This is a genomic window from Cupriavidus sp. H39, assembly GCF_050271075.1.
In the GTDB taxonomy this organism is placed as follows: Bacteria; Pseudomonadota; Gammaproteobacteria; order Burkholderiales; family Burkholderiaceae; genus Cupriavidus; species Cupriavidus necator_B.
In genome coordinates, this window is sequence record NZ_CP189848.1 from 3,397,306 (window position 1) to 3,411,213 (window position 13,908).

The following is a 13,908-nucleotide window of genomic DNA, read 5'->3' on the forward strand; positions in this document are numbered from 1 at the left end:
CTGGATGGCGCGGGGCGTCACGCGGGTCTGGATTACTTGGTGAGGTCGGTACCGAACCACTGGGTGGCAATACGCGCCGCGGTGCCGTCCTGCTTCATCGACGCCAGGGTCTTTTCGAGTTTGCCGAGCAGTTCGGCGTCATCCTTGCGCACGCCGACGCCGTAATCCTCGGTGCCGAAGTTTTCGTCGAGTACCCGGTATTCGCCGGCACGCTTGCTGATCAGGTAGCGGCCCACCACTTCATCGACCACGATCGCATCGAGGCGGCCCGCCGACAGGTCCATCAGCGCCGTCACGTTATCGCCAAAGGTCTTGAGCTCCTTCAGGCTGGCGGCAACCTGGCTTTCCTTCTTGATGGCATCCACCGCGCTGCTGCCGTCCTGCGCGCCGACGATGCGGCCGGCCAGGTCAGCCTTGGCCTTCACCGGCGACTGGGTGCCGACGATGACGATCTGGTGGTTGGTCATGTAGGGAGCGGTGAAGCTGATGTTCTTCTTGCGCTCTTCGGTGATGGTCAGCCCGTTCCACAGCACATCGACGCGCTTGCCGTTCAGTTCCGCCTCCTTGGCGCTCCAGTCGATTGGCTTGAACTCGACCGTCATGCCGAGACGGCGGCTGGCCTCCTTGGCCATATCGATATCGAAGCCGACCAGCTCATTGTTGGCATCACGAAAGCCCATCGGCGGGAAATTATCGTCCAGGCCCACAATGACCTTGCTGGCCGTATCCGTGCCGGCAGCGGTGGCAGGCGCGGCTTCTTTCTTGCCGCACGCCGCGAACAGCGCGACGGAGGAGATCAGGAGTAATGCAGCGAACTTCTTCATAGGATTTCCAATGCGAATGGGAGAGCGGGAGAGCGCACCGGGCCTCGCGTGCGCAGGCCGGCGGGATTCAGATTGTTGTTGGCAGCGCGATTATAGAGCGGCGCCATGGGCCGGCATTGCGCAGCGGCAGGCATTTGCGCCGATCTCGCCTTCCCCCGCGGGCGAAAATTAATGCTACCATTTGCCGACCGACTGGTCGGTTTATTTAAGAGGCATCAGCCCGCACCGACCTCGAGTCCTCGGAATCCATTCGGCAGGAGACAACAATGCCCCCGACGTCCACGCCTGCTGGCCAGCCGGTCAGCATCGAGAGCGGCCCGGTCTTGCTGGCCTGGCAGGGCCCGGTCGCCATCATCACGCTCAATCGTCCCGACAAGCTCAACAGCTTCACTCGCGCCATGCACCAGACGCTGCAGCAGGCGCTCGACCACGTCGAGGCGGGCGGCGCGCGCGCCCTGCTGCTGACGGGCGCGGGTCGCGGCTTCTGCGCGGGCCAGGACCTGGCAGACCTGGATTTCACGCCCGGGCATATGACCGACCTGGGCGAGCTGATCGATACCTGTTTCAATCCGCTGATCCGCCGCTTGCAGGGGCTGCCGCTGCCGGTGGTGGCGGCGGTCAACGGCACCGCGGCCGGTGCCGGCGCCAACCTCGCGCTGGCCTGCGACATGGTGCTGGCGGCGCGCTCGGCCAGCTTTATCCAGGCCTTCGTCAAGATCGGGCTGGTGCCGGATTCGGGCGGCACCTGGCTGCTGCCGCAGCGCATCGGCATGGCGCGCGCGCTGGGCCTGGCCATGACCGGCGAGCGCCTGAGCGCCGAGGACGCCGAAACCTGGGGCCTGGTCTGGCAAACCATGGACGATCCGCTGCTGCCGGAACAGGCGCTGGCGCTGGCCACGCACCTGGCCGGGCAGCCGACGCGCGCGCTGGCCGCGATCAAGCGCGCCATGTATGCCAGCGCCACCGCCACGCTCGACGGCCAGCTCGACCTGGAACGCGACCTGCAGCGCGAGCTGGGCCAGTCCGCCGATTATGCGGAGGGGGTCAACGCCTTCCTCGCCAAGCGCGCCCCGCACTTCACCGGCAAGTAAACAGCGGGCCCGTCCCCGCATCCCCAGACAGGAGACCAGCTTGAAACAGGACCCCCAGGCCCTTGCGGAAGCCGCCGCGGCCGCCATGTATGAAGCCGACACCTGCAGCCGCTGGCTGGGCATCACGGTCCAGGCGGTGCGACCAGGCTATGCGCGCCTGACCATGCCGGTGCGCAAGGAATTCCTCAACGGCCACGGCATCTGCCACGGCGGCCTGATGTTTACGCTGGCCGATTCGACCTTCGCTTTTGCCTGCAACAGCCATAACATCAACACCGTGGCGGCCGGCTGCAGCATCGAGTTCCTCCGGCCCGTGCACGGCGACGATGTGCTGACCGCCGAGGCCACCGAGCAGGTCCTGTCGGGCCGGCACGGCATCTACGATATCCGCGTGACCAATGCCGCGGGCCAGGTGGTGGCGATGTTCCGCGGCAAGTCCGCGCAGATCAAGGGACACGTGGTGCCGCCGCCTGACGGAAGCGAAGGCGCCTGAGCAAGGCCTGGCCAGACACTGACGATAAACGCCCCCCGTGCAGGAGACCACATGAGCACGCGCCTGACCGATCTGCCCCTGGATCCGATCGAGACCGCCAGCCGCGCCGAGCTGCAGGCACTGCAGCTGGAGCGCCTGAAATGGTCGCTCCACCACGCCTACGCCAATTCGCCGGTCTACCGGCGCAAGTTCGACGAGGCCGGCGTGCACCCTGACCAGCTGCAAGCGCTGGCCGACCTGGCCCGCTTTCCGTTCACCAGCAAGCAGGACCTGCGCGACAACTATCCGTTCGGCATGTTCGCCGTGCCGCAGGACCGGGTGGCGCGCATCCATGCCTCATCCGGCACCACCGGCAAGCCCACCGTGGTGGGCTATACGCTGCAGGACATCGACAACTGGGCCACGGTGATGGCGCGCTCGATCCGCGCCTCGGGCGCGCGGCGCGGCGACAAGGTGCACATCAGCTACGGCTACGGGCTCTTCACCGGCGGGCTGGGCGCGCACTACGGGGTCGAGAAGGCCGGCCTGACCGCGATCCCGTTCGGCGGCGGGCAGACCGAGCGCCAGGTGCAGCTGATCCAGGACTTCAAGCCCGAGGTGATCATGGTGACGCCCAGCTATATGCTGGCGATCGCCGACGAATTCGAGCGCCAGGGCATCGACCCGGCCAGCACCTCGCTGCGCGTCGGCATCTTCGGCGCCGAGCCGTGGACGCCGGAGATGCGGCTGGCGATCGAGAAGCGCATGGGGATTTCCGCGGTCGACATCTATGGCCTGTCGGAAGTCATGGGGCCTGGCGTGGCCAACGAATGCGCCGAGACCAAGGACGGCCCCACCATCTGGGAAGATCATTTCTACCCGGAGATCATCGACCCGGACACCGGCGCGGTGCTGCCCGACGGCGAGTTCGGCGAACTGGTATTCACCTCGCTGACCAAGGAAGCGATGCCGGTGGTGCGCTACCGCACGCGCGACCTGACCCGGCTGCTGCCGGGCACGGCACGCGCGGCATTTCGCCGCATGGAGAAGGTCACCGGCCGCACCGACGACATGATGATCGTGCGCGGCGTCAACGTGTTTCCGTCGCAGATCGAGGAATTGATCCTCAGGCATGCCGAGCTGGCGCCGCACTACCAATGCGTGCTGGCCAAGGAAGGGCACCTGGATACGCTGACGGTGCGGGTCGAATGCGCGCACGGCAGCGAGACGGCAACGACGCAAAGCGCGCGCGCGCGGCTGGCGCACGAGATCAAGTCCTATATCGGCGTGACCGCCGGGATCGAGGTGCTGCCCGAGGGTGGCATCGAGCGCTCGGTGGGAAAGGCGAAGCGGATCGTGGACCAGCGCCCGCGCTGAAATCCGCCGGTTTGCTCCCCTCGCCCGCTTGCGGGAGAGGGGAGAGAATATTCGCAGTGTTAGCCCTGTAGAGGTCAGCTGCGCGGCATCAGCACCCACATCCTGCCGCCCTGCTTCATCCTGCCGGCGGTCTCGCCGGCCGCATCGCCAGCCCCCCAGAAGAAGTCCGCGCGCACGCCGCCCTTGATGGCGCTGCCGGTGTCCTGCGCGAACACCAGGCGCTGGATCGGCTCGGTCGACAGCGGACGCGTGGTCGACAGGAACACCGGCACGCCCAGCGGGATCGTGGCCGGGTCGACCGCGATCGAGCGCTCCGCGGTCAGCGGCACGCCCAGCGCGCCGACCGGGCCGTCGTTGCTGGGCGGCAGCTCGCGGAAGAAGACAAAGCGCGGGTTGATGTTCAGCATCTCCTCGACGCGGCCAGGATTGGCGCGCGCCCACGCCTTGATGCCCTGCATGGTGGCCTGCGCCGGGGTGATTTCGCCGCGGTCCAGCAGCCACTTGCCGAATGAGCGGAACGGCTGGTCGTTGGTGCCGCCGAAACCCACCCGCATCATGCTGCCATCCGCCATGCGGATGCGGCCCGAGCCCTGGATCTGCAGGAACGCGGCCTCGACCGCGTCGTCGACCCAGACCAGCTCGTTGCCGCGCATGGCGGGGTTCTGCAGCAGTTCGGCGCGCGCCGGCAGCGCGCGATTGCCGAACTGCGCCGGCTTGCGGTACAGCGGCACCTGGTACTTGCCCTGGCGCGTGCGCGAGCCATGCAGGATCGGCTCGTAGTAGCCGGTGATCAGGCCGCTGTCGGTGCCGTCGCCGTTGACCACGCGGTACGGCTGGAAGTTGCTTTCGAAATACGCGCGCATGGCGTCGATGTCGCCGGCGTTGACCATCATCCCGGCGGCGCAGGCGCGGTTCCATTCCGCGCGCTTTTTCAGCGCCTGGCAGCTTTGTTGCAGCGCGGGCCAGGCGGCGCGCACGTCGTCCTGGGACCAGCCGCCGATCTCGGCCCAGCTGGCCGCCTGCAGCCGGCCCTTCTGCGACGACGCCGAGGGCGGCGCGGTGCCGGACGGGGCCGTCTCGATGCGCGGCGGCGGGCCGCTCATGCAGCCGGCGAGCAGCGCCGCGGCGCCGGCCAGCGCCAGCCAGCCGCGCATGCGCCGCGCGGGCGAGGAAGAAACCTGGGAAACCTGTGGAGTCGGGAAAGCGTCCGCGTATGCCATCTTGCTGTTGTTCAAAGTCCTGGAAGGCGCAGCCTGCCGGGCCGCATTCCGCCGGAATGCCCCTACAATGCCACCGTCATCCCTCAACCACCGCCTGCGCCCCCGCGGGCCGCGCTGCATCTGCCATGAGCAAGTTCTTCGAAGCCCATCCCATGCTGCTGTTCGCCCTGGAAGCCGGCGTGGCGCTGTTCCTGCTGATCTTTATCGTGGTCTGGACCATGGGCACGGCGAAAAAGAACCCGCGTCCCACGCGCGCGCCGTCGGAGCACCCGTCGCGCCGGCCGGCGCAGGACGCCTCGCAAGCGCCGCCGCAGAATCAGGACCGCGCACCGCGCCCCTAGGTTCCCCGCACGTTCAGTGCAGCATGCGCGGCAGCACCAGCGCGAATTCCGGAATCGGCACCTCGAAGCGGTGGCCGTCCTCGGCCACGCAGAAGTACTCGCCCTTCATCGAACCGACGGGGGTCGAGATCGTCGCCCAGCTGGTGTACTCGAAATGCTCGCCCGGCTTGAGCAGCGGCTGGTGGCCGACCACCCCCAGCCCGGCGACTTCCTGGGTGCCGTTGTCGCTGTCGGTGATGATCCAGTGGCGCGAGATCAGCTGTGCCGCGACCTCGCCGGTATTGTGGATGGTGATGGTGTAGGCGAAGGCGTGGCGCCCGCGCTCGGGGTCGGACTGGTCCGGCAGGTACTGGGTGCGTACCGAGACGGAAAAAGCGTACTCGCTCATCGTGGCAGGGGCGGCGCGGCGCGCCGGGCAGGGAAAGGGGTAGCCGCATTGTGCGGGATGGGCGCGGCAGGGGCAAGAGCACCGGGCGGGCGTAGAATACCGGTCTTTGACCGCAGCGCCGCTTTTCCGCGCGCGCAGCGGCGATCACAGCATTCCCCCGCATTCACCGCCAGCCGTCATCATGACCCAGCCTACCTTCCGCATCGCTCCTTCCATCCTGTCCGCCGACTTTGCCCGCCTGGGCGAGGAAGTGCGCCGCGTGACCGAGGCCGGCGCCGACTGGATCCACTTCGACGTGATGGACAACCATTACGTGCCCAATCTGACCGTGGGCCCGCTGGTATGCGAGGCGATCCGCCCGCACGTGAGCGCGCCGATCGACGTGCACCTGATGGTGCGCCCGGTGGACCGGATCATCCCGGACTTTGCCAAGGCCGGCGCCAATATCATCACCTTCCACCCCGAGGCCAGCGAACACGTGGACCGTTCGCTCGCGCTGATCCGCGACCACGGCTGCCAGGCCGGCCTGGTGTTCAACCCGGCCACGCCGCTGCACCACCTGGACCACGTGATGGACCGCCTGGACGTGATCCTGCTGATGTCGGTCAACCCCGGCTTCGGCGGCCAGTCGTTCATCCCCGAGACGCTCAACAAGCTGCGCGCGGTGCGCCAGCGCATCGACGAATACACCGCGCGCACCGGCCGCACCATCCTGCTGGAAGTGGATGGCGGCGTGAAGGTCGACAACATCGCCGAAATCGCCCGGGCCGGCGCCGACACCTTCGTGGCGGGCTCGGCCGTGTTCGGCAAGCCCGACGCCGATGGCGGCTACCGCGGCATCATCTCGGCGCTGCGCGGCGAACTGGCCAAGGCCGCCCAATGACCGCGGGCGTGGTGCTGCGCCGCGCCGACTGGCGCGGCATCGAAGGCGTGATCGTCGACCTGGACGGCACCATGGTCGACACCGCGGGCGACTTCCACGCCTCGATCAACGCCATGCTGCTGACGCTGGCCCGCCAGCATCCCAACCTGGGGCCGGTGGCGCCGATGTCCGAGCAGGAGATCGTCAGCTACGTCGGCAAGGGCTCGGAAAACCTGATCCGGCGCGTGCTGGACGCGCGCTTTTCGCCGCTGCACGCCAACGGCCTGTTCGCCGACGCCTATGCGCTGTACGACCGCGAGTACCTTCGCATCAACGGCCAGTTCTCGCAGGTCTACCCAGGCGTGCGCGAAGGCCTGGCGGCGATGAAGGCGGCCGGGCTGCGGCTGGCCTGCGTGACCAACAAGCCTTACAGCTTCACCGAGCCGCTGCTGGCCAAGACCGGCCTGGCCCAGTACTTCGAACTGGTCTATGGCGGCGATGCCTTTCCGCTGCGCAAGCCCGACCCGTTTCCGCTGCTGAAGGTGGCCGATGCCTTCGGCCTCGAGCCGTCGGCCATGGCGGCGCTGGGCGACTCCGAAAACGACGCGCAGGCGGCTCGCGCGGCCGGCATGGGGGTGCTGCTGGTGCCCTATGGCTACAACCATGGCAACCCTGTACAAGGCGTCGACGCCGATGGTATAGTCGACTCCATTGCCCATGCCGCAGCGCTCTTTGCTGCACACTGGGCCGGTCATCGATAGTCCGTCGATCCCGACCAAATCCTGAACCTTCAATGTTTCTCAACCGCAAACGCATCTCTTCTGGCAGTGATCGGCAGGCCTGGCCCTGGCGTCGCTGGCGCGCCTCCCAACAGGCGTAAAGTGCGTTCGCGAGTCTGCTGACACGCCTTCGATCCGAGGGCGTCGCCACCACCGGCCCAGGCGACCAGCCATGCCGGGCATCATCACCCAAACCCGCCAACAGCCAGCGTAGCCTGATTTCTCTGCTACGTTTAGCTCAAGAACGCGCCGCGCGCCCTCTTTCCGGCCGTGTGCAGCCTTGTCCGCAAGCTTGCCGCACCACGGTCCGCAACCGGGGCGGACTTCCCATACGCTCCAGCCAACTCTGCCGACAAGCGGCACCGCGCCTGACCATCGCCCGCGGCGCGGGCCGAACAAGAGGACCGACATGACCGAACTGGAATTCAAATCGCTGGCCGACCAGGGCTACAACCGCATCCCGCTGATCGCCGAGGCCTTTGCCGACCTGGAAACGCCGCTGTCGCTGTACCTGAAGCTGGCCCAGTCGCAGACGCGCGGCATCAACACCTTCCTGCTGGAATCGGTGGTCGGCGGCGAGCGCTTCGGGCGCTATTCCTTCATCGGCCTGCATGCCCGCACGCTGCTGCGCGCCTTTGGGGAGCGCACCGAGGTGGTGACCGACGGCAAGGTGGTGGAAACCCACGAAGGCAACCCGCTGGACTTCATCGCCCAGTTCGAGAAGCGCTTCAAGGTCGCGCTGCGCCCCGGCCTGCCGCGCTTCTGCGGCGGCCTGGCCGGGTACTTCGGCTACGACGCGGTGCGCTATATCGAGAAGAAGCTGGCCCACACGCAGAAGCCTGACGACCTCAACCTGCCCGACATCCAGCTGTTGCTGTGCGAGGAACTGGCGGTCATCGACAACCTGTCGGGCAAGCTCTACCTGATCGTCTACGCCGACCCGACCACCCCTGAGGCCTACCCGCGCGCGCGCCAGCGCCTGCGCGAGCTGCGCATGAAGCTGCGCCAGCCGGTCGACGTGCCGGTGACCAGCCCGTCGGTGCAGACCGAGGTCTACCGCGAATTCGCCAAGGCCGACTACCTGGCCGCGGTGCACAAGGCCAAGGAATACATCATGGCCGGCGACATGATGCAGGTGCAGATCGGCCAGCGGCTGGTCAAGCCCTACCGCGACGCGCCGCTGTCGCTGTACCGCGCGCTGCGCTCGCTGAACCCGTCGCCGTATATGTACTTCTACAACTTCGGCGACTTCCAGGTGGTGGGCGCGTCGCCGGAGATCCTGGTGCGCCAGGAAGAGCGCAAGGTCGGCACCAACGGCGACATGCGCAGCGAACACATCGTCACCATCCGCCCGCTGGCCGGCACGCGCCCGCGCGGCAATACGCCGGAAAAAGACGCCCAGCTGGCCACCGAGCTGCTGCAGGATCCCAAGGAGATCGCCGAGCACGTGATGCTGATCGACCTGGCGCGCAACGACATCGGCCGCATTGCCGAGACCGGCTCGGTCAAGGTCACCGACAAGATGGTGATCGAGAAATACTCGCACGTGCAGCATATCGTCAGCTCGGTCGAAGGCACGCTGCGCGAAGGCATCAGCAACCTCGACGTACTGCGCGCGACCTTCCCGGCCGGCACGCTGTCGGGCGCGCCCAAGGTGCATGCGATGGAGATCATCGACGAGCTGGAGCCGCGCAAGCGCGGCATCTACGGCGGCGCGGTGGGCTACCTGTCGTTCGGCGGCGAAATGGACCTGGCGATCGCGATCCGCACCGGCATCGTCAAGGACGGCAACCTCTACGTGCAGGCGGCCGCCGGCATCGTCGCCGATTCGGACCCCGAAGCCGAATGGAGGGAAACCGAAGCCAAGGCGCGCGCCGTGATCCGCGCCGCCGAGCAGGTCCAGGATGGCCTGGACTCCGACATCTGAGAGAACAGGGGACAGACGCCATGCTGCTGATGATCGACAACTACGATTCGTTCACCTACAACCTGGTCCAGTACTTTGGCGAGTTGGGCGTGGACGTTCGCACCTACCGCAACGACGAGATCACGATCGAGGCCATCGAGGCGCTCAAGCCCGACCATATCTGCGTCTCGCCCGGTCCGTGCAGCCCGAAGGAAGCCGGGATCTCGGTGGCCGCGCTGCAGCACTTCGCCGGCAAGATCCCCATGCTGGGCGTATGCCTGGGCCACCAGGCCATCGGCGAAGCCTTCGGCGGCAAGGTGATCCGCGCCAAGCAGGTAATGCACGGCAAGGTCAGTACCATCGAGACCACCCAGCAAGGCGTGTTCAGCGGCCTGCCCAGGCACTTCGACGTGACGCGCTATCATTCGCTGGCGATCGAGCGCGAGACCCTGCCCGACTGCCTGGAGATTACCGCCTGGACCCCCGACGGCGAGATCATGGGCGTGCGCCACAAGACGCTCGCGGTCGAAGGCGTGCAGTTCCATCCCGAGTCGATCCTGTCCGAACACGGCCATGCGCTGCTGGCCAACTTCGTCAAGGCGCCGCGATGAGATTGCTCGACGCCGCGCCAACCCCTACGCACCACGCCCCGCAGACTTTCAACGAGGACGCCATGATCACGCCGCAAGAAGCCCTGACGCGCTGCATCGAACACCGCGAGATCTTCCATGACGAGATGCTGCACCTGATGCGGCAGATCATGCAGGCGCAGATCTCGCCGGTGATGGCTGCGGCAATCCTGACCGGCCTGCGCGTGAAGAAGGAAACCATCGGCGAGATCTCGGCTGCCGCGCAGGTGATGCGCGAGTTCGCCAACAAGGTGCCGGTGGCCGATCGCGAGAACTTCGTCGATATCGTCGGCACCGGCGGCGATGGCTCGCACACCTTCAATATCTCGACCGCGTCGATGTTCGTCGCGGCCGCCGCGGGCGCCAAGATCGCCAAGCACGGCAACCGCGGCGTCAGCTCCAAGTCGGGCAGTGCCGACGTGCTGGAGGCGCTGGGCGTCAACATCATGCTCACGCCCGAGCAGGTCGGCCAGTGCATCGAGCAGACCGGCATCGGCTTCATGTTCGCGCCCACGCACCATCCGGCGATGAAGAATGTCGCCCCGATCCGCAAGGAAATGGGCGTGCGCACCATCTTCAATATCCTGGGGCCGCTGACCAACCCGGCCGATGCGCCCAACATCCTGATGGGCGTGTTCCATCCCGACCTGGTCGGCATCCAGGTGCGCGTGATGCAGCGCCTGGGCGCGAAGCACGCCATCGTCGTGTACGGCAAGGACGGCATGGACGAGGTCTCGCTGGGCGCTGCCACGCTGGTGGGCGAGCTGAAGGACGGCGAAGTGCGCGAGTACGAGATCCACCCCGAGGACTTCGGCCTGTCGATGATCTCCAACCGCGGCCTGAAGGTGGCCGATGCGGGCGAATCGAAGGAAATGCTGCTCGAGGCGTTGTCCAACGTGCCGGGCACCCCGCGCGAGATCGTGTCGCTGAACGCGGGCACCGCGCTGTACGCCGCCAACGTGGCGGATTCGGTCGAAGACGGCATCCGCCGCGCGCGCGAAGCCATCGCCAGCGGCGCGGCCCGCCAGAAGCTCGACGCGTTCGTGCGGGCCACGCAGCAGTTCAAGGCCTGATCCCTTTATTTCTGGCAGATAGCCGCATGTCCGACATCCTGCAAAAGATCCTGGCCGTGAAGGCCGACGAAGTCGCCGCTGCGCGCAAGCGGCGCGACCTGCCCAGCCTGCGCGCGGAGGCTGAAGCCCTGCGCAGCGAGGCCGGCTTCGCGCCGCGTGGCTTTGAACGCGCGCTGCGCGACAAGATCGCCGCCGGCCACGCCGGCGTGATCGCCGAGATCAAGAAGGCCTCGCCGTCCAAGGGCGTGCTGCGCGAGCAGTTCGTGCCCGAGGCCATCGCCGAGAGCTATGCCGCGCACGGCGCGGCCTGCCTCTCGGTGCTGACCGACGAGCACTTCTTCCAGGGCCACGCCGACTACCTCAAGCGCGCCCGCGGCGCCTGCCCGCTGCCGGCGCTGCGCAAGGACTTCATGGTCGACCTGTACCAGGTCTATGAAGCGCGTACCTGGGGCGCCGATTGCATCCTGCTGATCGTCGCCGCGCTGGATCCGGGGCTGATGGCCGACCTGGAAGCCTGTGCGCACGAGCTTGGCATGGACGTGCTGGTGGAAGTCCATGGCGGCGATGAACTGGACGCGGCGCTGCGGCTGAAGACCCCGCTGCTGGGCGTGAACAACCGCAACCTGCGCACCTTCGAAGTGTCGCTGGACAACACCATCGGACTGCTGCCGCGCATGCCGGCCGACAAGCTGGTGGTGACCGAGTCCGGCATCCTCGGCGCTGCGGATGTGCAACGCATGCGCGACGCCAATGTGCATGCCTTCCTGGTGGGCGAGGCGTTCATGCGGGCCAAGGATCCTGGGGTTGAGCTGGCGCGGTTGTTTGGCTGAGACAAAACGCCTTGCCAACGCGCTAAGCCCGCCGGCGTTTTGCTCCCCTCTCCCGCTTGCGGGAGAGGGGCGGGGGTGAGGGCAGGCGCGTGCCTTGCGATATGGCGTGTTGGTGCGCAACGGCCCGGCCCTCACCCTAGCCCTCTCCCGCAAGCGGGAGAGGGGACCGGCTTGCGGTAATTCAAGCGATATCGCAGGACTCCTGCTCCTAAGCCCCCGCCCCACCATGCCCCAGGAAATCGAACTCAAGCTCGCCGTCCCCGACGCCGCCCTCGCTCCGCTCGCCGCCTGGCTCGACGCCAACGGCCAGCCGCAAGGCGAAGCCACGCTGCTTAACGTCTACCTCGATACACCCGAACGCAACCTGGCGCAGGCCCGCGCCGCACTGCGGCTGCGCCGCAAGGGCACGCAATGGCTGCAGACGCTGAAGACCGCCGGTAGCAGCCAGGGCGGCCTGGCCACCCGGCATGAGTGGGAAACCGAGATCGCCGGCGAGGCCATCGAGCTGCAAAGCTTTCCCGCTGAAGCGCAAACCGTGCTCGCGCCACTGATCGGCAGACTGGCAACGGTGTTCCGCACGGACTTTGTCCGCCGTACCTGGATCGTTACGCAGGACGGCGCGCGTATCGAGGCGGCGCTGGACACCGGGACCATCACCGCGCCGACCAGCGTGGCGCAGGAACGCATCCAGGAACTCGAGCTGGAATGGCTCGATGGCGATGCCGCGCACGCCGCCGATGCCTTGCGTGCCTTCGCCGCGCGCCTTGCCGCCGTGGCCGCACTGGCGCCCTCGGATCTGAGCAAGGCCGCGCGGGGCTACCGCCTGGCGGGAATCGCCGAGGGCAAGGCGTCATAATCGCGGTTTTGTCGCCGCGCCATTTCAGCATGCAAGCCGATCTCTTTGCCGCCGAAGCGCCTCGCGCTCCGGGTGAGCCCGCCCCCGCCGCCAGCCTGCAGGCCCAGGCCGATGCCCTGCCCGCCGCCTGGCGCGCCCTGCTTGAACCCTGCATCGCCGTGCCGGCGTGGCGGGAACTCGCCGCCTTCGTCGACGGCGAGCGCGCCGCCGGCAAGCCGGTGTTCCCGCACCATGTCTTCCATGCGCTGCACCTGACGCCGCCAGATGCGGTCAGGGTGGTCATCCTGGGGCAGGACCCCTACCACGGCACCGGCACGGTCGGCGGCGTGGAGCTGCCGCAGGCGCACGGGCTCGCCTTCTCGGTGCCGGAAGGCGTCAAGGTGCCGCCCAGCCTGCGCAACATCTTCAAGGAAATCGCCGCCGAATTCGGTGCCGACGGCAATTGCCCGCCGCGCACCTCCGGCAACCTGGAAGGGTGGGCGCGCCAGGGCGTGCTGCTGCTCAACACCGTGCTGACGGTCGAGCAGGGCCAGGCGGCCAGCCATGCGCGCCGCGGCTGGGAAGCCGTCACCGATTGCCTGATCCGGCACCTCGCCGCCACCCGCCCGAACCTGGTGTTCATGCTGTGGGGCAGCCATGCGCAGGCCAAGAAGCCGCTGCTCGGCGCCGGCCATTGCGTGCTGGAAGCACCGCACCCGTCGCCGTTGTCGGCGCATCGGGGCTTCCTCGGCTGCGGTCATTTCCGCGAAGCCAACCGCTGGCTGGAAGCCCACGGTCGCGCGCCGGTCGACTGGACCGCCGCGTGATCGTCTAGACCGTTGGCCGGAATTCGAAGCCGGCAAACTCGCCTTCGCCGCGCCCGACCTCGACAAAGGTCACTTGGGCCGCCGGCGGGCCGGTTTCCATCCAGGCCTGCAGCGCTTCCAGCTGCCTGACCGTGCCGTGCGCCATCACCTCGACCGTGCCATCGGCCCGGTTGCGCACCCAGCCGCCCAGCCCGAGCGCATCCGCCGCGTCGGCGCAGGCGGCGCGATAGCCGACGCCCTGCACGCGGCCGTGGGCAACGAGCCGCCAGGTTGCCTTCTTCATGGTGCTTTCCCCGTGAGCGCACGCGACGCATGCGCGTTGTGTCATCGACACTAAGTAAACTAGACCGCCATGCCGGGCGTTACCAAGAGATGCGCGCCGCCCGGCGCGATCAGCATGAAGCCGGCGGCATGCGGGCTTTGCCGTTGTCCGCCGGGGCCGCGAACCAGGGTC

General features: G+C 67.6%; 16 protein-coding genes. 12 read left to right on the top strand and 4 right to left on the bottom strand.

Annotated features, from left to right (window positions below; translation table 11 throughout):
- Positions 1-32: 32 nt before the first annotated feature.
- Positions 33-824, bottom strand: a complete 792-nt coding sequence (locus tag ACOCMH_RS31115) for an amino acid ABC transporter substrate-binding protein (RefSeq protein WP_427311451.1) — start codon at positions 822-824, stop codon at positions 33-35.
- Positions 825-1,090: 266 nt separating this feature from the next.
- Between ACOCMH_RS31115 and paaG the strand changes: the two genes are divergently transcribed.
- From paaG to paaK, 3 genes are read left to right on the top strand one after another with little or no spacing between them, the layout of a single operon-like run.
- Complete coding sequence (paaG, locus tag ACOCMH_RS31120) at positions 1,091-1,915, top strand: 2-(1,2-epoxy-1,2-dihydrophenyl)acetyl-CoA isomerase PaaG (RefSeq protein WP_427311452.1); 825 nt, start codon at positions 1,091-1,093, stop codon at positions 1,913-1,915.
- 40 nt (positions 1,916-1,955) lie between these two features.
- A complete protein-coding gene (gene paaI, locus ACOCMH_RS31125; protein ID WP_427311454.1) occupies positions 1,956-2,408 on the top strand; it encodes a hydroxyphenylacetyl-CoA thioesterase PaaI in 453 nt (150 codons plus the stop codon).
- A 51-nt stretch (positions 2,409-2,459) separates the two neighbouring features.
- Positions 2,460-3,764 carry a phenylacetate--CoA ligase PaaK gene (gene paaK, locus ACOCMH_RS31130; protein ID WP_427311456.1) on the top strand — a complete coding sequence of 435 codons (1,305 nt, stop codon included), beginning with the start codon at positions 2,460-2,462 and terminating at the stop codon, positions 3,762-3,764.
- A 74-nt stretch (positions 3,765-3,838) separates the two neighbouring features.
- Here paaK and mltA read toward each other — a convergent pair whose 3' ends face one another.
- Positions 3,839-4,984, bottom strand: coding sequence for a murein transglycosylase A (gene mltA, locus ACOCMH_RS31135; protein WP_427311457.1), 1,146 nt, complete (start codon positions 4,982-4,984; stop codon positions 3,839-3,841).
- A 125-nt stretch (positions 4,985-5,109) separates the two neighbouring features.
- Between mltA and ACOCMH_RS31140 the strand changes: the two genes are divergently transcribed.
- Positions 5,110-5,325, top strand: coding sequence for a hypothetical protein (locus tag ACOCMH_RS31140; RefSeq protein ID WP_427311459.1), 216 nt, complete (start codon positions 5,110-5,112; stop codon positions 5,323-5,325).
- Positions 5,326-5,338: 13 nt separating this feature from the next.
- On the opposite strand, the gene apaG is transcribed toward ACOCMH_RS31140, so the two are convergent.
- Positions 5,339-5,713, bottom strand: coding sequence for a Co2+/Mg2+ efflux protein ApaG (apaG, locus tag ACOCMH_RS31145; protein ID WP_012353991.1), 375 nt, complete (start codon positions 5,711-5,713; stop codon positions 5,339-5,341).
- Between the two features lie 181 nt (positions 5,714-5,894).
- Between apaG and rpe the strand changes: the two genes are divergently transcribed.
- From rpe to ACOCMH_RS31185, 8 genes are all read left to right on the top strand, one after another.
- Positions 5,895-6,596 carry a ribulose-phosphate 3-epimerase gene (gene rpe, locus ACOCMH_RS31150; RefSeq protein ID WP_427311460.1) on the top strand — a complete coding sequence of 234 codons (702 nt, stop codon included), beginning with the start codon at positions 5,895-5,897 and terminating at the stop codon, positions 6,594-6,596.
- Positions 6,593-7,336 carry a phosphoglycolate phosphatase gene (gph, locus tag ACOCMH_RS31155; RefSeq protein WP_427311462.1) on the top strand — a complete coding sequence of 248 codons (744 nt, stop codon included), beginning with the start codon at positions 6,593-6,595 and terminating at the stop codon, positions 7,334-7,336. The genes rpe and gph overlap by 4 nt, the downstream gene beginning before the upstream one ends.
- A 427-nt stretch (positions 7,337-7,763) precedes the next feature.
- Positions 7,764-9,281 carry an anthranilate synthase component I gene (gene trpE, locus ACOCMH_RS31160; protein ID WP_427311464.1) on the top strand — a complete coding sequence of 506 codons (1,518 nt, stop codon included), beginning with the start codon at positions 7,764-7,766 and terminating at the stop codon, positions 9,279-9,281.
- 20 nt (positions 9,282-9,301) lie between these two features.
- Entirely contained in the window at positions 9,302-9,871 is a 570-nt protein-coding gene (locus ACOCMH_RS31165; protein ID WP_427311465.1) for an aminodeoxychorismate/anthranilate synthase component II, read from the top strand.
- A 62-nt stretch (positions 9,872-9,933) separates the two neighbouring features.
- The gene (trpD, locus tag ACOCMH_RS31170) at positions 9,934-10,962 is read left to right on the top strand and encodes an anthranilate phosphoribosyltransferase (RefSeq protein ID WP_171516808.1); all 1,029 of its coding nucleotides are present in this window, start codon (positions 9,934-9,936) and stop codon (positions 10,960-10,962) included.
- A gap of 26 nt (positions 10,963-10,988) precedes the next feature.
- Complete coding sequence (gene trpC / locus ACOCMH_RS31175) at positions 10,989-11,792, top strand: indole-3-glycerol phosphate synthase TrpC (protein ID WP_427311467.1); 804 nt, start codon at positions 10,989-10,991, stop codon at positions 11,790-11,792.
- A 226-nt stretch (positions 11,793-12,018) separates the two neighbouring features.
- The gene (locus tag ACOCMH_RS31180; RefSeq protein ID WP_427311469.1) at positions 12,019-12,648 is read left to right on the top strand and encodes a CYTH domain-containing protein; all 630 of its coding nucleotides are present in this window, start codon (positions 12,019-12,021) and stop codon (positions 12,646-12,648) included.
- 29 nt (positions 12,649-12,677) lie between these two features.
- Positions 12,678-13,454: a uracil-DNA glycosylase gene (locus tag ACOCMH_RS31185; protein ID WP_427311470.1), complete on the top strand. Its 777-nt coding sequence runs from the start codon at positions 12,678-12,680 to the stop codon at positions 13,452-13,454.
- A 4-nt stretch (positions 13,455-13,458) separates the two neighbouring features.
- Here ACOCMH_RS31185 and ACOCMH_RS31190 read toward each other — a convergent pair whose 3' ends face one another.
- Positions 13,459-13,737 carry an acylphosphatase gene (locus ACOCMH_RS31190; protein WP_427311472.1) on the bottom strand — a complete coding sequence of 93 codons (279 nt, stop codon included), beginning with the start codon at positions 13,735-13,737 and terminating at the stop codon, positions 13,459-13,461.
- Positions 13,738-13,908 lie beyond the last annotated feature (171 nt).